The sequence below is a fragment of the Celeribacter sp. PS-C1 genome, assembly GCF_019429625.1.
GTDB lineage: Bacteria > Pseudomonadota > Alphaproteobacteria > Rhodobacterales > Rhodobacteraceae > Celeribacter.
In genome coordinates this window covers 196,244-214,940 of sequence record NZ_JAHXRW010000006.1, presented here as the reverse complement: position 1 = coordinate 214,940, position 18,697 = coordinate 196,244, and the positions used below count along the sequence as shown (strand labels likewise).

At 59.7% G+C, this 18,697-nt stretch carries 16 protein-coding genes and 1 pseudogene; 8 read left to right on the top strand and 9 right to left on the bottom strand.

The window, feature by feature from the left end:
• Positions 1-73 precede the first annotated feature (73 nt).
• Entirely contained in the window at positions 74-808 is a 735-nt protein-coding gene (locus tag J5Y17_RS11210) for a folate-binding protein YgfZ (RefSeq protein WP_219785337.1), read from the bottom strand.
• Positions 809-887: 79 nt separating this feature from the next.
• Here J5Y17_RS11210 and J5Y17_RS11205 point away from each other — a divergent pair.
• Positions 888-1,505 (top strand): annotated as a pseudogene (locus tag J5Y17_RS11205) (glycosyltransferase); the annotation flags it as partial.
• On the opposite strand, the gene J5Y17_RS11200 reads toward J5Y17_RS11205, so the two are convergent.
• Both J5Y17_RS11200 and J5Y17_RS11195 read right to left on the bottom strand, forming a co-directional pair.
• Positions 1,432-3,408: an ABC transporter ATP-binding protein gene (locus J5Y17_RS11200; protein ID WP_370628924.1), complete on the bottom strand. Its 1,977-nt coding sequence runs from the start codon at positions 3,406-3,408 to the stop codon at positions 1,432-1,434. The pseudogene J5Y17_RS11205 and the gene J5Y17_RS11200 overlap by 74 nt on opposite strands.
• Entirely contained in the window at positions 3,405-4,094 is a 690-nt protein-coding gene (locus tag J5Y17_RS11195) for a tyrosine-protein phosphatase (protein ID WP_219785335.1), read from the bottom strand. The genes J5Y17_RS11200 and J5Y17_RS11195 overlap by 4 nt, the downstream gene beginning before the upstream one ends.
• Before the next feature lie 168 nt (positions 4,095-4,262).
• Between J5Y17_RS11195 and J5Y17_RS11190 the strand changes: the two genes are divergently transcribed.
• Positions 4,263-5,462: an alanine--glyoxylate aminotransferase family protein gene (locus J5Y17_RS11190; RefSeq protein WP_219785334.1), complete on the top strand. Its 1,200-nt coding sequence runs from the start codon at positions 4,263-4,265 to the stop codon at positions 5,460-5,462.
• 132 nt (positions 5,463-5,594) lie between these two features.
• On the opposite strand, the gene J5Y17_RS11185 is transcribed toward J5Y17_RS11190, so the two are convergent.
• Positions 5,595-6,698, bottom strand: a complete 1,104-nt coding sequence (locus tag J5Y17_RS11185; RefSeq protein WP_219785333.1) for a pyridoxal phosphate-dependent aminotransferase — start codon at positions 6,696-6,698, stop codon at positions 5,595-5,597.
• A 99-nt stretch (positions 6,699-6,797) separates the two neighbouring features.
• Here J5Y17_RS11185 and J5Y17_RS11180 point away from each other — a divergent pair, with 99 nt between their 5' ends.
• Positions 6,798-7,580, top strand: a complete 783-nt coding sequence (locus J5Y17_RS11180; RefSeq protein ID WP_219785332.1) for a crotonase/enoyl-CoA hydratase family protein — start codon at positions 6,798-6,800, stop codon at positions 7,578-7,580.
• Between the two features lie 80 nt (positions 7,581-7,660).
• Here J5Y17_RS11180 and J5Y17_RS11175 read toward each other — a convergent pair whose 3' ends face one another.
• Positions 7,661-10,798: a valine--tRNA ligase gene (locus tag J5Y17_RS11175; RefSeq protein WP_219785331.1), complete on the bottom strand. Its 3,138-nt coding sequence runs from the start codon at positions 10,796-10,798 to the stop codon at positions 7,661-7,663.
• 315 nt (positions 10,799-11,113) lie between these two features.
• On the bottom strand, positions 11,114-11,545 hold the full coding sequence (locus J5Y17_RS11170) for an Lrp/AsnC family transcriptional regulator (protein ID WP_219785330.1): 432 nt from the start codon (positions 11,543-11,545) through the stop codon (positions 11,114-11,116).
• A 298-nt stretch (positions 11,546-11,843) separates the two neighbouring features.
• Between J5Y17_RS11170 and J5Y17_RS11165 the strand changes: the two genes are divergently transcribed.
• Positions 11,844-12,986 carry a type III PLP-dependent enzyme gene (locus tag J5Y17_RS11165; protein ID WP_219785329.1) on the top strand — a complete coding sequence of 381 codons (1,143 nt, stop codon included), beginning with the start codon at positions 11,844-11,846 and terminating at the stop codon, positions 12,984-12,986.
• 114 nt (positions 12,987-13,100) lie between these two features.
• Positions 13,101-14,162, top strand: a complete 1,062-nt coding sequence (locus J5Y17_RS11160; RefSeq protein ID WP_219785328.1) for a DUF2235 domain-containing protein — start codon at positions 13,101-13,103, stop codon at positions 14,160-14,162.
• Here J5Y17_RS11160 and metF read toward each other — a convergent pair.
• Positions 14,159-14,992, bottom strand: coding sequence for a methylenetetrahydrofolate reductase [NAD(P)H] (gene metF, locus J5Y17_RS11155; protein ID WP_219785327.1), 834 nt, complete (start codon positions 14,990-14,992; stop codon positions 14,159-14,161). The two genes, J5Y17_RS11160 and metF, sit on opposite strands and share 4 nt — an antisense overlap.
• A 92-nt stretch (positions 14,993-15,084) precedes the next feature.
• On the opposite strand from metF, the gene J5Y17_RS11150 reads away from it, so the two are divergent.
• A complete protein-coding gene (locus J5Y17_RS11150; RefSeq protein ID WP_219785326.1) occupies positions 15,085-15,990 on the top strand; it encodes a LysR family transcriptional regulator in 906 nt (301 codons plus the stop codon).
• Here J5Y17_RS11150 and J5Y17_RS11145 read toward each other — a convergent pair whose 3' ends face one another.
• Positions 15,991-16,344 carry a DUF1428 domain-containing protein gene (locus tag J5Y17_RS11145; protein ID WP_219785325.1) on the bottom strand — a complete coding sequence of 118 codons (354 nt, stop codon included), beginning with the start codon at positions 16,342-16,344 and terminating at the stop codon, positions 15,991-15,993. It abuts the gene before it with no gap.
• Between the two features lie 228 nt (positions 16,345-16,572).
• Between J5Y17_RS11145 and J5Y17_RS11140 the strand changes: the two genes are divergently transcribed.
• The gene (locus tag J5Y17_RS11140) at positions 16,573-17,361 is read left to right on the top strand and encodes an inositol monophosphatase family protein (RefSeq protein ID WP_219785324.1); all 789 of its coding nucleotides are present in this window, start codon (positions 16,573-16,575) and stop codon (positions 17,359-17,361) included.
• Positions 17,362-17,499: 138 nt separating this feature from the next.
• Positions 17,500-17,715: a hypothetical protein gene (locus J5Y17_RS11135; protein WP_255572035.1), complete on the top strand. Its 216-nt coding sequence runs from the start codon at positions 17,500-17,502 to the stop codon at positions 17,713-17,715.
• A gap of 47 nt (positions 17,716-17,762) precedes the next feature.
• Here the strand turns inward: J5Y17_RS11135 and J5Y17_RS11130 are convergent, their stop codons facing one another.
• Complete coding sequence (locus J5Y17_RS11130) at positions 17,763-18,506, bottom strand: rhomboid family intramembrane serine protease (protein WP_219785323.1); 744 nt, start codon at positions 18,504-18,506, stop codon at positions 17,763-17,765.
• Positions 18,507-18,697: the final 191 nt, after the last annotated feature.

Below are 18,697 nucleotides of genomic sequence, written 5' to 3'. Positions count from 1 at the left end.
AACATGCCTCCCGTCGGCATATCCATCATGCCGTCGCTTGCGCGGATTGAACAGAAAAGAGTTTGCGATTTTGTTAAAGGCTGATCAGCGCGTCACCGGCTTTAAGCGTGCCATGGGCTCGATCATAGCGCAGATAGGCGATGGCGCGGTCACCCGACTGGGTGAAGAGCGTGCCTGCAGTTTTGCCGTCCTCGGTCACAATCTCGGTGCCGACGGGGGCGGAGCCGTCGATTGCGACTTGTTTCAAGCCTTTGCGCAATTCGGTTTTATGATGCATCCGAGCGGTGACCTCTTGGCCGACATAACAGCCTTTCTTGAAGTTCACGCCGTGCAGCTGCGCAAAGCCTGCCTCCAAAATGAAAGTGTCCGGCGTGAGTTCAATACCGAATTCCGGCACGCAATGCGCCACGCGGATCGCATCCCAATCGACGTCCTCCGAGGGCCGCCCGTCATAGGCGCGCCAGCCCATCTCGGGCGTGCGGGGGTCTTGGAAAGCGCCCTCGGGGGCTTCGCCGAGGCCCCGAGATACAACACGGTCCGTCGGCGTCAGTGTGACTTTCGAGCGCAATTTATACATGGTGAGCCGCTTCATCAGGCTCTCTTCTTCGGAGGCCGGGATGTCCATCAGCACCACGTCGCCCTCGGGGACGAGAAAGAAATCGACGAGGAACTTGCCCTGCGGCGTCAAAAGGGCGGCATAGACCGCGCCGGTCTCGAGGCCTTTGACATCATTGGTGATCAGCCCTTGCAGGAAATGTAGCCGGTCGTCGCCCGAGATTTCGATCACTTTGCGCGCTTGGTCAGTCATGTGAACCCTTTCCCCTTTTGTTGCCCTTCATATAGGAAGGGAAGAAGCCAAGAGAAGCTGCAAACCTGTTGAGGGGCCTATGCGCGCACCAATTTCTGTCATTATCCCGACGCTGAACGCGACGCCAAAGTTGCGGGAGACGATGCTGTCTCTGATGGAGGGGCTGGATGCCGGGCTGGTGCGGGAGTTGATCCTCACGGACGGCGGTTCCACCGATGGGGTGGAGAGAATGGCCGATTTCGTGGGCGCCGAACTTGTCATCGGCGCGCCGGGGCGCGGGGCGCAGCTCAAGCGCGGCGCAGAAGCGGCTCAAGGCGATTGGTTGCTGTTTTTGCATGCCGACACTTGGATGCCGGAGGGCTGGGCCGAGGCGACCGTGCAGCATCTCGCGAAATCTTATGACCACGCGCTGGTCTATGGTCTGTCGTTTCGCAACGCAAAGGGGCTGGGTCCGAAAGTGACGGCAGGTTGGGCCAACCTGCGCAGCAGGGTGTTCGATCTGCCTTATGGCGATCAGGCCCTGTTGATCTCGCGCGAGCTTTACGACGAGATCGGCGGATTTGCAGAACTGCCGCTGATGGAGGACGTGGAGATCGCGCGCCGCCTCAAGGGCAAAATCGCGCTTAGTCCTTTGCGCGTCCAAACAGACCCAACACGTTATCAAACATCCGGCTGGTGGCGGCAAGGAGCCCGGAACCTTTGGCGTCTTCTGCGCTACCTTCTGGGCGCCGATCCTGCCCGGCTCGCACGGGGCTACCGTCCATAACCGTGCGCCCGTCGGCGTATTGTAGGCGATAGAGATCGGCATAAAGCCCACCGCGTGCGATCAGTTCGTCGTGGGTCCCTTCGTCCACCACGCGACCCTTGTCCATCACCACAATCTTGTCGGCGTTGCGGATGGTCGACAGACGGTGCGCGATGACCAAAGTGGTGCGGTTTTTCGACAGATCTTCGAGCGCGTTTTGCACAATCTTTTCGGACTGGGCATCAAGCGCCGAGGTGGCTTCGTCCAAGAGCAGCACGGGCCGGTTGCGCAACACGGCGCGGGCGATGGCCACGCGCTGACGCTGACCGCCCGACAGGCCCGATCCGCGTGGTCCGACCGGGGTGTCGAGCCCATGATCCAGGCGGCTGGCAAAATCCTCGACATGGGCGGCCTTAAGTGCGGCTTTCAAGCGCTTGTCGTCGACTTCGGTGCCCATCAGCACGTTGTCCCGTAGGCTTTCGTCGAACAAAAGCGCGTCTTGCGAGACCACGGAATAGAGCCCGCGCAGATCCGTCAGGCCCAGTTTCGTGGTCGGCACGCCGCCGATGCTGATCTGGCCTTTGACCGGATCCGCGAGGCGGGTCATCAGATGGAACAGCGTCGATTTCCCGGCACCAGACGCGCCCACAAGCGCGGTGGTCTTGCCCGCTTCGGCGGTAAAGGTCGTGCCGCGCAACACGGGGGAGTCCGCATAGGCGAATTCCACGTTCTCGAACCGAATGTCGGCCTTTGAGGCCGGCACCGGCAGGGAAACGGGTTTTGCGGGGCTGGTGATGTCCGGGCGTTCGTTGAAAATGGCGTAGATGCGCTCCAAAGAGGCGCGCGCGGCCTGCCACGAGCCGGAGACATTGCCGAGACGCCGCAGGGGTTCGAACACCACGGCCATGGCGGTGAAAAACGACATGAATTCGCCAACAGTCTTTGTGCCGTCGATGATCTGTTGCCCGCCGTAGAGAAGCACCCCGAAAAAGCCGAGCCCTGCGACCAAATCCATCAGCGCGGGAATACCCGCCTGACCGGCGTCAGAGCGAATCTGCGCGCTCACCAGATCGGAGATTTCATCCTCGAACCGATCCGCCTCACGGCGTTCTGTGCCGGACAGTTTGATGGTGGTGGCGCCGTGGAAAATTTCATCCAAACGGGTCGAAACGCGGGCAGAGGCCGCACGGGCGCGGCGCGTGGTCCGGCGCACGAGGTTTTGCAGCACTGTGACAGGAACGGCCAAGAGCGGCGCGCCGGCCACAGCGATCAGGGTCCAGCGCCAATCAACGGAGATCGCCACAGCCAGTAGCGAGACAAGCATGATAACATCGCGGAAGGCGGCGGAAAGCACCGTGCTCCACACGCCCGCCGCAGCACCACTGTCGCCACGGGTGCGTTCGATCAGTGTGCCCGGTGGGTTGTCCTGAAAGAACCGCCCGTCGAGCGTCAGCATGTGGGCCACCAGATTGCCCTGAAGTTTGGCGGAGACCTTTTGGCCGACCCGCGACATGATCACGCGCTGACCAAAGGAGGCCAGAGCGCGCATGGAAAAGACGCCGAAAACCGCGAAAGCGACCCAAAAGAGTGCGTTGGATTCCCCTGCGACCAGCACCTTGTCGAACATCGGTTCAATCAGGGAGGCGAAGACCCCCAACATGGCACCTTCGACCGACATGAGAATGAGGGCGATGATGACCAGGCCGATATGAGAGCTGAGATAGTCCCGCCACATCCAGCGGATCAGCACTTTGGACGGTGTGTCCGGGATGACTTGAAGGCGACTGCCCCGGGGCGGAGACTGTCGAGCCGGGGCGCTGGGGTCGCCGTTGGTTTTTTGCGGTGTGCCTGTCATGGGAAGGCCCGAAATGTTTTGAACTCACGCGCTTTTTGCCGGTCGTAACGAGTCAGGAACCACTCGCGGATCGGGATCGGCCCGTTTTCTTCCACGTCTTTTTCATAAAGGCGCAGGATGTAATCAAGAATGCCGGTTTTCGTGCTTTTGAGATGCATGAACCGCCAGGACAGCATTTTCTTGGCCTCTTTGATCGACGCTCCCTCGCAATGCAAAAGATAGAGCGCCGCGGCCATGCCAGCCCGGTCTGCACCCGATTTGCAATGGATCACAAAGGGCTTTTCGAGCGAGGCCAGAATGTCGATCTGTTCGACATAATCCTCTCCCTTAAGCGCATTGCGGGCGCCTGCCTTTTTCGTGATGACAAGATTGAGACCATGCGCTTCGCAGGCCTGCTTTTCGAGCAGAGTGTAAGACACATCTTTGTCGCCTCTGAGCGACAGAACGGTCTTGATCCCCATCTTTGCGTATTGGGCAATCCGGCGCGGCGACGGCTGGTTCGAGCGCCAGGCGCCGGGGGCGAATTCATAGAGGTTTGTCCAAATCCCGCGCAGAAACGCGTGGTCGAACAGGTGGAAATGCCACATTGCCAGACGCCGGGTGCGCGGGGTCGTGACGTCGTTGCCAAATTGGCCGACCTCTGCGCGTTCAAGCTTCTTGAACCCTTTTTTCAGCGTCTTGAACATATGGTCCATTCCTAAGAAAGATCGCGTCTCTTTATCCGTCTTTGCGGGTTGGGGCAAGCGAGGCGCAGGCGGCGCCATCTCTGCAAGGCGGATGTGCCTCTACATGTCATTGACGCAGGCGCAGCGCAGCGCTAGTCGAAAGGTCTTCACAGATTTTCGAGGTTTCTCATGTCTCTTGCCAACGGCCGTCATTACCTTGCTATTCCGGGTCCGTCCGTGATCCCCGATCCCGTGTTGCAGGCGATGCATCGCCCGGCGCCGAACATCTACACCGGCGAGTTGGTGGAACTGACCCACGGTCTGATCCCCGATCTCAAGACGATCGCCGGGACCTCTGGCCATGTGGCGCTTTATATCACCAATGGTCACGGTCTTTGGGAAGCCTCTCTCACCAACATGATCTCGCGCGGGGACAAGGTTCTGGTCTGTGTGACTGGCAATTTCGGCCATGGCTGGGCCGATGTCGCGGCGCGTCTGGGTGCCAATGTGGAAATTCTCGACTTCGGGAAACAGGCCCCGGTCGATCCCGCTCGCCTCGAAGCGGCTTTGAGGGCAGACACCAAGCATGAGATCAAGGTGGTGCTCGCCACCCATGTCGACACCGCCACCTCCGTGCGCAACGACATCGCGTCGATCCGCGAGGCGATCGACGCCGCCGGGCACCCCGCTGTCTTTGGGGTCGATTCCATCGCGTCCCTCGGCTGTGACCGGTTCGTAATGGACGCCTGGGGTGTCGATGTGATGATCGCAGCCTCGCAAAAGGGGCTGATGACGCCTCCCGGCATGGGCTTTGTCTGGTTCTCGGAAAAGGCCCGGCAGGAGGGGCAGGGCAATGATTTGCGCACGCCCTATTGGGACTGGGAAACGCGCGCCAAGCCGGTGCATCTCTACGAATATTTTGACGGCACGCCGCCGACGCATCACCTTTATGGTCTGCGTCAGGCCGTCACGATGATCCTCGAGGAAGGTCTGGAAAACGTCTGGGAGCGGCACGAAACGTTGGCGCGGGCCTATTGGGCCGCTGTCGAGACTTGGGGGCAGGGCGGTGATTTGCGCTTCAACATCGCCGATCCGGCTTACCGCTCACATGCTGTCTCGACGCTGAGCCTCGGCGCTGGAGACGGCACGCGGCTGCGCACATGGCTGACGGAGCATCTGGGGATCACCTTGGGGATTTCCTTGGGCTTTGGTGACATAGGCTCGTCTGAGGCCGCCGGTTATTTCCGCATTGGTCATATGGGCCACATCAACGCGCATATGGTGCTGGGCATCATTGGCGCGATGGAAACGGCCTTCACGGCGCTTGAAATTCCGCATGGTGAAGGCGGGTCTGTCGCCGCGGCCAAGCTTTTGGCCAGCCGGGTGTGATCCAAGGGGCCTTCGGGTCCCTTTCTTTTCTGCGGATTTGTCTTTCAGATTGAAGAGGAACTTAGCTGCCACCTCTTCCCCTCGCGTTAACTTTAATGCGAGGTTATGGAACGTGGCGCAAAGCGTGGGCCGTTACCCCAAATCCGCGAGCGCCAGCGGCAGGCGCTCCGCGAAAATCTCGATCTCTTCGGGCAACCCGACAGAGACGCGGATGCAGCGATCTAGTGGCGCCACACCAGGCATGCGGACAAAGACGCCACGGGCATCGAGCGCCTTGACCAGCGCGCGGGCATAATCGCCATCGTGCCCGCAATCCATCGTGACGAAATTGGTGGCCGACGGCAGTGGTGTCAAACCTGCCGATTGTGCGATCTGTGCAAGTCTTTCGCGGCCCTGTGTGACGTTCTTGACGGTGTCAGCCAGATAGGCCTGATCCTCAAGCGCTGCCAAGGCACCCGCCTGCGCCATCCGGTTCACGCCGAAATGGTTGCGGATTTTGTCAAAGCTCATGGCGATGTCACGATGCGCAATGCCATAGCCGACACGGGCGCCCGCCATGCCATAAGCCTTTGAAAAGGTGCGAAACCGGATCACACGGGCGTTCGAGGTGTCGAGCGCTGGGCGGGTGCTCTCCGGTGCGAACTCGGTATAGGCCTCGTCCAAGATCATAAGACAGCCCTCTGGCACGGCGTCAATCATCGCCTGCACAGTCTCCGCCCGATGCACCGATCCCATCGGATTGTTCGGATTGGACAAGTAAACCAGCTTGGCTCCGACCTCTTTTGCCTTGGCGATCAGCGCCTCGGGGTCCTCAAAGTCGCCCTTGTAAGGCACAGTGTGCAGCACGCCGCCAAAGCCCGCGACATGATAGTTGAACGTCGGATAAGAGCCCGCCGAGGTGACCACCGCATCGCCAGCACCGACATAGAGCCGCACAAGATTGCCCAGCAGACCGTCGATGCCTTCGCCCACTGTGATCTCATCTGCGTCAATGCCATGGTGCGCGGCCAACGCCAGTCGCAAATTGCGATTTTCCGGTTCGCCGTATTTCCAGACACCGCTCAGGCTTTCGGCCATCGCCTCCAAGGCCTTCGGAGAGGGTCCAAAGGACAGTTCATTGGCGCCCAGTCGGGCGTCAAAGGCGGCGCCACGCAGTTCTTCCATGCGCTCGGGCGCGACGAAAGGCACGGTGGCGGGCAGGGATTGGGCGAGCGGGGTTTGGCGTGTGTCTGTCATACCGGCTTCCTGCCCCAAAGCGCAGGGGCGCGCAAGCGCCGCAACGTCAGACATGACGGATTTGCGTGCCTTGATAAGGTGGCTGAAGGAGGACCCACCATGACCGTCACGCTCGAGATCAAAGACCACATCGCCCATCTGACCCTCAATCACCCCGACAAGATGAACGCGGTGACCGAAGGCATGATTGCCGATCTTCTGGCGCATGTGGCGGAGATTGCCGCCTCAAACGCTCGTGTCGTTTTGCTTTCGGGCGCGGGCAAGGCCTTTTGCGCGGGGCTTGATACCTCGAATTTCCAACGCTTCCTGTCCGAAGATTTGGACCAACTCGTGATGGAGCGCACTCATGGCGATTGCAATGCGTTTCAGGCCTTCTCTCTCGCGCTTTACGACCTGCCGATCCCGGTGATTGCCGCGATCCATGGTCCCTGTTTCGGCGCTGGCATGCAGTTTGCCATCGCGGCAGACATTCGCATCGCGAGCCCTGAAGCCCAACTGTCGATCATGGAGATGAAATGGGGGCTGATTCCCGACATGGGGGGCATGGTGCTGTTTCCGCGCGTGCTGAGATCAGATGTGTTGCGGCTGCTGACCTACACGAATGACATCGTTCCTGTCGACCGCGCAATTGAGCTGGGCCTCGTCACCGAAGTGGCCGAAGACGCGCACACGCGCGCCTTTGAGATTGCCACCACCATTGCCAGTAAAAGCCCATCGGCGATGCGCGCCGCCAAGCGGTTGATCGGAGTGGCGGAAACCTCGGAGGATCGCACGCATATCCTGATGGAGGAAAGTCGCGAGCAACGGGCCTTGATTGGCACTAAGGACCAGATGGAAAGCGTCATGGCGCAGATGCAGGGCCGCGCGGCCAAGTATAATTAAGGGGTTCTTCTTGGTCTAAATACTCAAAAGGCCCGCCGGTGTGGCGAGCCTTTCATGAGTATTTTTGACCGCAATGAAGATCAGGCGATTTCGGAAAGGCGCGCGAGTGCCGCTTTGAGTTTGCCCTCTTCCTCTTCGCGGGCGGCGAGGTTTTCCTGCGCCTCGGCGACAACCTCTTCAGGCGCGCTGTCCACGAATTTCGGGTTGTTCAACCGACCGCGCAGACCGCCGAGTTCCTTTGCCAATTTGCCAAGCGCTTTTTCCAGACGCGCCTTTTCCTCAGCGATGTCGATCACGCCTTCGAGGGGCAGGGCGAAGGTGCCGCCCGCAACCGAAATCGTGATCGCGCCTTTGGGCATTGCACCTTCGGACAAGCTGTCGAGGCGCGCGAGTTTCATGATCATCGCTTCGTTGTTGGCCCAGGCGGTTTTGCCCGCCTCGTTCAATTCGACCTGCACCATCGGGATTTTGAGACCCGCAGGCACATGCACCTCGGCGCGCGACGAGCGGATGCTCTCGATCAGATCAATCACCCAGTTCATTTCCGCATCGGCGTCCGCGTCGATCAGATCGGAGGACAGCTCCGGCCAATCGGTGAGCGCCAGCATGCCACGACCCGGTTTGATCGTGCCCCAAAGCTCTTCGGTGATAAACGGCATGATCGGGTGCAACATGACCAGCGCCTGATCGAGGACCCAGCCCATGGTCTGGCGCGTCTCGGCCTTTGTCGCCTCATCGCCATCGTAGAACAGCGGTTTCGACAGTTCGACATACCAGTCGCAGAGCTTGCCCCAGACAAAGGCATAGAGCGCGTTGGCGGCGTCGTTAAACCGGTATTCCTCGAAGGCGGTGTTGACCTCAGAGAGCACCTTGGCGGTTTCACCGATGATCCATTTGTTCACGGTCGCGCTGGGCGTTGGTGTAAGGCCCGGCTCGTAGGCGTCAAAGACCTCGTTCATCTCGGCAAAGCGCGCGGCGTTCCAGATCTTCGTGGTGAAGTTCCGGTAGCCTTTGATGCGGTCCACGGAGAGTTTCAGCACACCACCGATGGAAGCCATGGAGGCATTGGTGAAGCGCAGCGCATCGGCGCCGTATTCGTCGATGATCTCCAGCGGGTCGATGACGTTGCCCGTGGTTTTAGACATCTTCTTGCCCTTCTCGTCGCGGACGAGCTGGTGCAGGTAGATCGTGTGGAACGGGATTTCATCCACGACCGCCAGTTGCATCATCATCATCCGGGCGACCCAGAAGAACAGGATGTCAAAGCCGGTGACCAGAACATCGGTCGGGAAGTATTTCGACGTACTCTCATCCCAATTCGGCCAGCCCAGCGTGCCGATCGGCCAGAGGCCCGAAGAGAACCAGGTGTCGAGCACATCGGGGTCACGCCACACCGGGTAGACGAGTTTGGTCGGGTCCTGCGTGACGTTATATTGCGCGAGGCCTTCGGCGAAGGCTTCGATGCCTGCTTGGCGATCTGCGACCTCGATGACGCGGCAGTGGTTCAGCGGCGTCGGCAGGTTAGCCATATCGGCGAAGAATTTGGCATGCACGGCGTCGAAGTCCGACGCGCAGTGGTGGACGGAACCGGCGTGCAACATGCCGCCCTCGGTCAAGAGGCGCATGAGTTCGACTTCGTCCAGAGCGCCATCGCCCTCGTCGTCTTTGAAGTTCGGCGCGGAGAGATCGAGGCCGTACCAGACAGGGATTTGATGCCCCCACCAGAGCTGACGCGAAATGCACCAGGGTTCGATGTTCTCGAGCCAGTGGTAGTAGGTCTTCTCGCCGCTTTCCGGCATGATTTTTGTGCGGCCAGAGCGCACAGCGTCCAGCGCGGGGCCGACAACTTTCTCGGCGTCCACATACCATTGATCGGTCAGCATCGGCTCGATCACGACTTTGGAGCGGTCGCCGAAAGGCTGCATGATCGGTTTGTTTTCGACGTAAGGAACGGTCTCGGTCACCTCGGACTCATTGCCATCCTCGTCTTTGACCTTCTTTGTTACCGTGGTCATGACGGCGAGACCTTCGTCGTTGATCTCGGAAACAACGGCTTTACGCGCCTCGAAACGGTCGAGACCGCGCAGGTGATCCGGCACAAGGTTGATCGTATCGACTTCGGCCTCGGTGAACGGTTTGCCCGCGAGGATTTCGGCGGCCAGAATGGCGCTGTCTTCGTAGGACAACCCGTCGGCGCGCATCGCGCCTTTGGTGTCCATCAGGCGATACATCGGCAAGCCGCCACGTTTCGCCACCTGATAGTCGTTGAAGTCGTGCGCGCCGGTGATTTTCACCGCGCCGGAACCGAAGTTCATATCGGGGTATTCATCGGTGATGATCGGGATCAGACGGCGGTGTTCTTTCGGGCCGACCGGGATTTCGCAGAGCTTGCCGATGATGGGCGCATAGCGTTCATCATCCGGGTGTACCGCGACGGCACCGTCGCCCAGCATGGTTTCGGGCCGGGTCGTGGCGATGGAAATGTAGTCGCGTTCCTCGGAGAACACGACGTTACCGTCCTCGTCCTTCTCCACATAGGTGTAGGTCTCACCACCCGCGAGCGGGTATTTGAAGTGCCACATATGGCCCGCAACTTCGATGTTCTCGACTTCGAGATCGGAGATCGCTGTTTCGAAATGCGGGTCCCAGTTCACAAGCCGTTTGCCGCGATAAATCAAGCCCTTGTCGTACATGTCGACAAAGACCTTGATCACGGCGTCATGGAAATTCGGGCTGTTTTCATGGCCGATGCGCGGATCACCCGGCGCGCCGGCCATGGTGAAGGCGTTGCGCGACCAGTCACAGGACGAGCCGAGGCGCTTGAGCTGGTTGATGATCGTGGCGCCGTATTTGCCTTTCCACTCCCAGACCTTCTCGATGAAGGCGTCGCGGCCCAATTCGGCGCGCGACGGCTGGCCGGTTTTGGCGAGTTCCTTTTCGACCATCAACTGCGTGGCGATGCCCGCGTGGTCCTGACCCGGCTGCCAGAGCGTGTCAAAGCCGCGCATCCGGTGCCAGCGCACAAGGATGTCCTGAATGGTGTTGTTGAACGCGTGTCCGACATGCAGCGCGCCCGTGACGTTGGGCGGCGGGATCATGATGGTAAAGGTTTCGTCGCGGCTCTTGTTGGCCCCGGCCTTGAAGGCGCCTGCCTTTTCCCATTCCGCATAGATGCGGGCTTCCGCTTCATGTGCGTCGAATGTCTTTTCCATAGCCATCTTATGTCTCGCTCAGTCGGATTTCTCGGTCTCGCGATGTTTAGCCTGTGCGGCTGTGAAGGAAAAGGGCGAAAGACCGGGAGAACTGCGGCGGGAAACCGGTCGGGAAACCCATGTGGGCGGCAATATGCTCGACCACCGCTTGCCCTATTTTGCGATGGGCGTGCCCAAATTGTTCGTGACGCCAATCCTGTTGCCGCTCTGATAGGGCGAGGAAATCGACCTTGATGCGCCCCTTTTGCGTTGCATCGGGGACCGGACGCACAACCTGTGCCGCGCTCCGCAGAGGCTCTCAGACATTCAACAGGCCCGATCTTAAATAGACCGGTCGAATTTGGTCGACAGGTGAATGAGGCTTTCGATGTCCTGCACGCCGGTGATGCCGTTGATCTGATCAAGCGTCTGGTCGATCTCTTCGGTCGTCTCGCAGGCGATCTGCGCGATCAGATCGACGCGACCGGTCGAGGTCGCGACCATTTCCACCTCCGGCACGGCTTTGAGTTTCGTCACCACAGAGGCCGAGCTGCGCGGCTCCACCTGAATAAGCACGGTCGCCTTGATCCGTCGCGCCAGCGCCACGTCCCCCAGTTTGATCGTATAGCCCGCGATGATGCCTGTGGTCTCCAACCGCTCAAGGCGGGCCTGTACGGTCGAGCGCGCGACTTTGAATCGACGCGCGAGTCGCGACACGGAGGTCGAGGAATCGGCGGCCAGCGCCATCAGAATCTTGTTGTCGAGATCGTCCAAAATCGTCTCCCAAAGCCCGAGGTGCGGTCTCGAAGGGCCCGCAAATCTGCCTCGTGTCAAATTGACCGATCATTTCGTCAAAATGACCGGCATTCCGCATGATTTTACCCTTTCGAACGGCAAAATCAACACGCATATAGCGATCATTGATTTACAGGATCAAAGGGCGGTCGAGACCCCCGGGAAGACCCGGAAGACCTGCACCTGGCCTGGTTCGGATTAACCGCGTAAGCGCAATCCCAACCGGACTTTTCCCGGGCAAGATGTGGCTGCGCTCTGTTGGTAAAGGACGACACCAATGGGGCTCTCTAAGACCATCTGGGCAACGCCCAGCGAATTCCTGCGCACTCATGCTCCTGAGCATCCGGTGCTGTTCTTCTCTCCCTCGATCCTGCAAGCGACCGCGCGTCGCTTTCTCAAGGGGTTCCCGGGGCTTGTGACCTATGCGGTCAAATCCAACCCGGATGAAGGCGTGCTCGCCAACCTCGTTGCCGCTGGCGTCAAAGGGTTCGACGTGGCCTCCCCCGTCGAGATGGACACCATTGCCCGCATCGCGCCGGGTGCGGCCATGCATTACAACAACCCGGTCCGCTCGCGCACCGAGATCCTGCATGCCGTCAAAATGGGCGTGAAATCCTACTCCGTGGACAGCCACTCCGAGCTTGTGAAACTCGGTGAACTGGTGCCTGCCGATGGTGTCGAGATTTCCGTGCGCTTCAAACTGCCGGTCGAGGGCGCAGCCTACAACTTCGGTGCGAAATTCGGCGCGACTGTCGAATCCGCTGCCGAGCTTCTGCTGCTCGCCTCTCAGCTCGGCTTCACGCCGTCTTTGACCTTCCACCCGGGCACCCAGTGCACCGATCCGCATGCATGGGACAAATACATCCGTGCCGCTGCCGAGATCGCCCGCATGGCCGATGTCAAAATCGCGCGTCTGAACGTGGGCGGCGGCTTCCCGTCGCACCGTCTGAACGAAGTTGTACCGCAGCTCGAGCCGACCTTCGACCTCATCGGTCGTGTGGCCGCGGAAGCCTTTGGCGACGACATGCCGGCGCTCGTCTGTGAGCCGGGCCGTGGTCTTGTGGCCGAAAGCTACTCGCTTGTGACCCGCGTCAAAGCGATCCGTGACGACGCCCATGTGTTCCTGAACGATGGCGTCTACGGTGGCCTCTCCGAGCTGCACCTCGTCGGCGTCATCGACCGCATCGGCGTGTTCGGCCCGCAAGGCGTCAAACGCGACGGCGAGACCGTGAACCGCACTGTCTTTGGCCCGACCTGTGACAGCCTCGACAAACTGCCGTCCGAACTGGCTTTCCCGGTGACGATGGAAGAGGAAGATCACGTGATCTTCTACGGCCTCGGCGCCTATTCTTTGGCGACCGCAACGAAGTTCAACGGTTTCGGTCAGATCACCGTGGAAACCGTGCACCGTCACCTGTGATTGGCACTTGTGATCGGGCGCCTCTGAGATACGCCTGAGAGTCGTTCCTCATGCGAAACCCCTCCTCGAAAACCGGGGAGGGGATTTTTAGCGATTCTATGGTAACTCTCAGGAATGGAAGAGAGAAAAAGCGTCATTGGCCGTCTCGGCCCTTTGTTCAAATTTCGCAAACGCGTCCGCACTTCTGGCGGGCATCATTCGCGTGGGCCGCTGAGCCATGTGATCTTGATGGATGGCACATTGTCGTCTTTGCAGCCGGGGTTGGAGACCAATGCGGGACTGGCGTATAAACTTTGCTCCGAAGAGGCGCAGGCGGCGAACATGCTGGTGCGCTATGAGGCGGGGGTCCAATGGGTCGATTGGCGTGACACGCGCGATGTGATCGAGGGGCGGGGCATCAATCGGCAAATTCAGCGTGTCTATGGCGCGCTGGCCTCGCGTTATCGACCCGGCGACAAGATTTACCTTTTCGGCTATTCGCGTGGCGCCTATGCGGTGCGCTCACTGTCTGGGTTCATCGACATGATCGGGCTGTTGCGCGCCGAAGAGGCGACCGAGCGCAACATTCGGGACGCTTACCGGCACTACCAAATGGCGCCGCATGCGCGGTCTTCCAAGCTGTTTTCACAGGCGCATTGCCACGACAAGGTCGAGATTGAATTCTTGGGCGTCTGGGACACAGTGGCAGCCCTCGGCCTGCACATGCCTTTGGTGTGGCGCTATTCTTCGGTGTTTCACGAGTTTCACGACCAAGAACCGGCGTGCTGTGTCAAAGCGGTTTATCATGCGCTGGCCTATCACGAACGCCGCCGCGCCTATGAGCCGGTCCTGTTCGAAAGCCCCGCCGATCCGCCTGTGTTCCACGGGCGCAAACAAGTGTTGCAGCAGATGTGGTTCCCCGGCACCCATGGCGATGTCGGCGGGCAATTGTCGGGCTATAACCCGGAGCGGCGGTTGTCCAATGCGACCCTTGTGTGGATGCTGGACAAGGCGGAGCAGTCGGGGCTGGAGCTGCCGGAGGGGTGGCGGATGCGCTATCTGGCGGACCCGCATGGGCCGTCGGTCGGGCTCAATCGCGGGTGGGGCAAGTTCTTTTGGCTGCGTGACAAGCGCAAGGTGGGGCAGGACCCGTCAGAGATCCTGCACCCTGCGCTCAAATCAGAGATCGCACCTTAAATCACGCCCAGATTGGCGCAGACAGCTTTGGTCAGGGTCGGGCGGTTCAGCGTGTAAAAATGCAAATCCTCGATGCCTTCCGCGAGAAGCTTTTCACAGAGCTTGGTGCACAGATCGATGGACAGCTGGTGGTGGTCCGTCGAGTGCTCAAAGGCTGCTTCGTAGCTGATCGGGATCGGCGTGCCGCAGGAGGAGGCGAATCTCTGGATGCCTTTCCAGCTGGTGATCGGCAGAATGCCGGGGATCAATTGCCCGGTGATGCCTGCGCGGTCGCAACGGTCGCGGAAGCGGAAAAAGTTTTCCGGCTCAAAGAAGAACTGCGTGATGGCGGAATCGGCACCGGCTTCGAATTTCTGTTTCAGCCAGGAGACATCCGCATTCTCGTCCGCGGCCTCAGGGTGCGGATCGGGGTAGGCGCCGACGCGGATTTTGAAGTCACCGGTTTCTTTCAGGGCACTGATCAGCTCGACAGAGTTGGCAAAGCCGCCCTCGGCGGGGGTGAATTTGCCCGCACCTTTCGGCGGATCGCCCCGAAGTGCGACGATCTCATTGACGCCGACCTCTTTGTAACTCTTTGCAATCGCGATCGTTTCTTCCTTGGTGGCATTCACGCAGGTCAGGTGCGCGGCGACGTTCCAGCCGTATTCCTTATGCAGCAGAGAGACCGCATCATGGGTCAACTCGCGCGTCGTGCCGCCTGCGCCATAGGTCACGGAGACAAAGGTCGGGTCCATGCCCTGAAACGCCTCGACGGTTTCGAACAGGCTGAAACAGGCCTGGATATTCTTCGGCGGGAAGAATTCGAAAGAGATATTGGGCGCTTTGGTCATGATCTTATCCTTGGTCTTTTGACGCCTTGTGTCATGCCTCGCCATGTGAGACAAATTCATAATTCTCAAGAACAACATGAGCGTTACTCAAGATGCATCTCGAATTTCGCCACCTGCGGACGATCAAGGCCATCTATCAGGAGGGCGGTCTGGCGCGTGCGGCCGAGCGTCTGAACATTACGCAATCCGCGCTCAGCCACCAAGTGAAGGGGCTGGAGGATCAGGCGGGGGTGGAATTGTTCGTGCGGCGCTCGAAACCGCTCAAGCTTTCCGCGGCTGGGATGCGGTTGTTGGCTTTGGCCGAGGACGTGCTGCCCAAGGTCGAAGCCCTCGAAGACGAGTTCCGCGGCATCGAGGCGGGCACGTTGGGGCGGCTCCACATCGCGATGGAATGCCACGCCTGTTTCGACTGGCTCTTTCCGGTGCTGCATCAGTTCCGCGAGGCTTGGCCCGAGGTCGACATCGACATTCGCCAACGCCTCGCCTTCGGGGCACTTCCGGCGCTGGAGCGCGAGGAGGTGGATTTCGTCATCTCGTCCGATCCCGAGAACATTCACGGCATCACCTTTGTGCCGCTGTTTGATTACGCGCCGATGTGTGCCATGTCGTCCAAGTCGCCGCTGACGCAAAAGGCCTATGTCGAGGCGGAGGATTTTCGCGATCAGACCTTGATCACCTATCCGATGGACCGCACGCGGCTTGATGTGTTTAAGAATTTGCTGATCCCGGCGGGGGTCGAGCCGTTGCAACAGCGTAAGGTCGAGTTGACGGATGTGATCCTCATGCTGGTCGCCGCCGGGCGCGGGGTGGCGGTGCTGCCCGATTGGGTGATGCGCGATATTCGCAACATGCCGGATTACGCCGTGCGCCCGCTGACCGCGAAGGGGGTCAAGCGCACGATGTATGCCGCCGTGCGCGATACTGATCTGGAAAAACCCTATATGACCGATGTGCTGCGCATCGCGAAAGCCGAGGCGACCAAGCTCAGAGGCGCCTGATCACCGTTTCAACATCGTCTCAAAAGTGCCGAAGATCATGCGTTTGCCGTCGAAAGGCATGTCTGCGCCCATCTCAGCGAAACGCGGGTCGGTTTCCATTGCTTCCATACAGGCCATGGCTTTCTCCGCATCGGGCCATTCGATGAAAGAGACGACCACGGTCTCATCGTCCTTCAGTTGAACTGCCATCGGCAGGGAGGTCACCTCGCCCGGCGGCACCATACTCCCCCAGCCTTCGAACATCTGCACGGCACCGTATTCCATAAAGAGCGGGGCCATCTTGGCGGCGATGGTTTCATATTGAGTGCGGCTTTGCGTGGGCACGGGGATGACGGCGATTTGAAAATAAGACATGGTGAACCTCACTGTGTTTTCATCCGTATTTGCACGAGACGATAGCACGGAGCTATCGGAGGTGGACGGTTTTCGTTTCCCCCCATCGCGACCGGCGGAAAATGGCGATCCGTGTCAAAAACGGCGCCAGAGCATTTCTTTGCCCGCAAACCCTTGGCAGAAAGGGTTTGGCGGCGTATACGCCCGGTCTGAACATCTTACACAATCTACGCCCCGGAGCCCGGACCCATGCAAGGCAGTGCCAATCTCAACGTCATGATCAAAGCTGCGCGCGCCGCAGGCCGCTCGCTGGTGAAAGACTTCCGCGAGGTCGAAAACCTGCAAGTGTCCTCGAAAGGCGCCGGCGACTTTGTGTCCAAGGCCGACATCCGCGCCGAAGAGATCATCCGCGACATGCTGATGGAGGCGCGTCCGAACTACGGTTGGACCGGCGAAGAGAGCAAATCCGTTGAGGGCAAGGACCCGACGCGTCGCTGGATCGTCGATCCGCTCGATGGCACGACGAATTTTCTGCACGGCCTGCCGCATTGGGCGGTGTCCATCGCGCTTGAGCATAAGGGCGAGATTGTCTCCGCCGTGGTCTTCGATCCGGCCAAGGGCGAGCTGTTCTGGGCGGAAAAAGGCAATGGCGCTTGGATGAATGACATGCGCATCCGCGTTTCTGGCCGCACCAAGATGATCGAGTCGATTTTTGCCACCGGTTTGCCGTTTGGCGGTCGTGCCGATCTGCCGGAAACTCTGCGCGATCTGGCGCGGCTTTTGCCCGCCACCGCCGGTGTGCGTCGTTGGGGCGCCGCGGCGCTTGATCTCGCCTATGTGGCTGCGGGCCGTTACGACGGGTTCTGGGAACGCCGCCTCAATGCGTGGGATATGGCTGCGGGTGTGCTCTTGGTGAAAGAGGCTGGCGGTTTCGTTGAGGCGATTGATCCGGAGGACAATCCGGTCGAGAGCGGCGAAGTGATCTGTGGCAACGAGGCGCTGTTCGAGCGTTTCGCCAATGTGATCCGCTCCGCCTGATAGCGCGACAAAACGCGACCTTAGGTGCCGTCTTGTGACGGCTCCTTCGTCCACTCACCTTTCATTTGTACGGATTTCGCCTCAGTTTCGGCGCTTTTGGCGCGGATAAAGAAATCGTTATCAGATGGATGTAATGTGATGGACGCGATGAAAATCTCTTGGCGCAAGTTTCGCACCGCAGACGACGGCGCGGTCACTGTGGATTGGGTCGTGCTCACTTCCGCGGTCGTCGCTCTTTGTATCACATTGCTGAACGTGATCTGGGGGGGCGCTTTCACCTTGACCACGAAAGTGACCACGGAAATCGAAAACATCGATGTCGAAAAATACATCAGCGGCATGGATGGCGGCTGATCTGGCTGGCGTGTCTTCGCCGCTCTCTTCACACAGATAAACGACTGTTACCGGCGTCTGCGGACGACCGGGATAGAGCTTTGCGCAAAGCGATAGCGCGCCTCGGCATGGGCCGGATGGCCGCGCGTGTGTGACCAGAACGCTGTGCCGCCCAGACGTTTCCACATCGGGTAGGTCACGACAACCCCGGCGATGAAGCCGCCGATATGCGCAAGATGCGCCACGCCGCCCGCGCCGGTCGATCCCATTTCCGCGACAACCTGCAAGCCGAACCAAAGTCCTAGCATGATCCATGCGGGCATGGGGAAGACTTTGAAAAAGATGATGAAAATGAACAGGACATCGACGCGCGCCTTGGGGAACAGCAGAAGGTAGCCGCCCATCACGCCTGCGATTGCGCCCGAGGCGCCGACCATCGGCACGCGTGAGGACGGGTCGGCAAGATACTGCGCCAGACCTGCCGCGAGGCCGCAGGTCAGATAGAACCCGAGATAGCGCAGATGTCCCATCTCATCTTCGAGATTGTCGCCGAAGATCCACAGGAACAACATGTTGCCCGCGATATGTAGAAAGCCGCCGTGCATGAACATGGAGGTGAAAAATGTGAAATAACCGTCGCCATAGCTGATGCGCGCAGGCAAGAGCGCCCAGTCCGAATAGATCTGCAACAGCGCGCGCTCGTTGCCGTAGCTGGGCAACATTGCCATGAACACCGCGATATTCACTGCGATCAACGCATAGGTGACAAAGGCGGGTCGGCGGGACGGATTATGATCGCGGATTGGGAACATATCGCCAATTTGGGGGCCGGTGGCGGCAGGTCAAGGGAAACCGTATGCCGCATCTGCATAACCACGACAAGGTGATGTTTTGAGGAGTCGGCAAGGGCCCGCGTGTCTTTCTTAAATCAAGGCAGCATCATGCCATTTGTCAAAGCATTGCCACATTCTCGCCCCACTTAGGACGTCGGCCTTTTATAGCC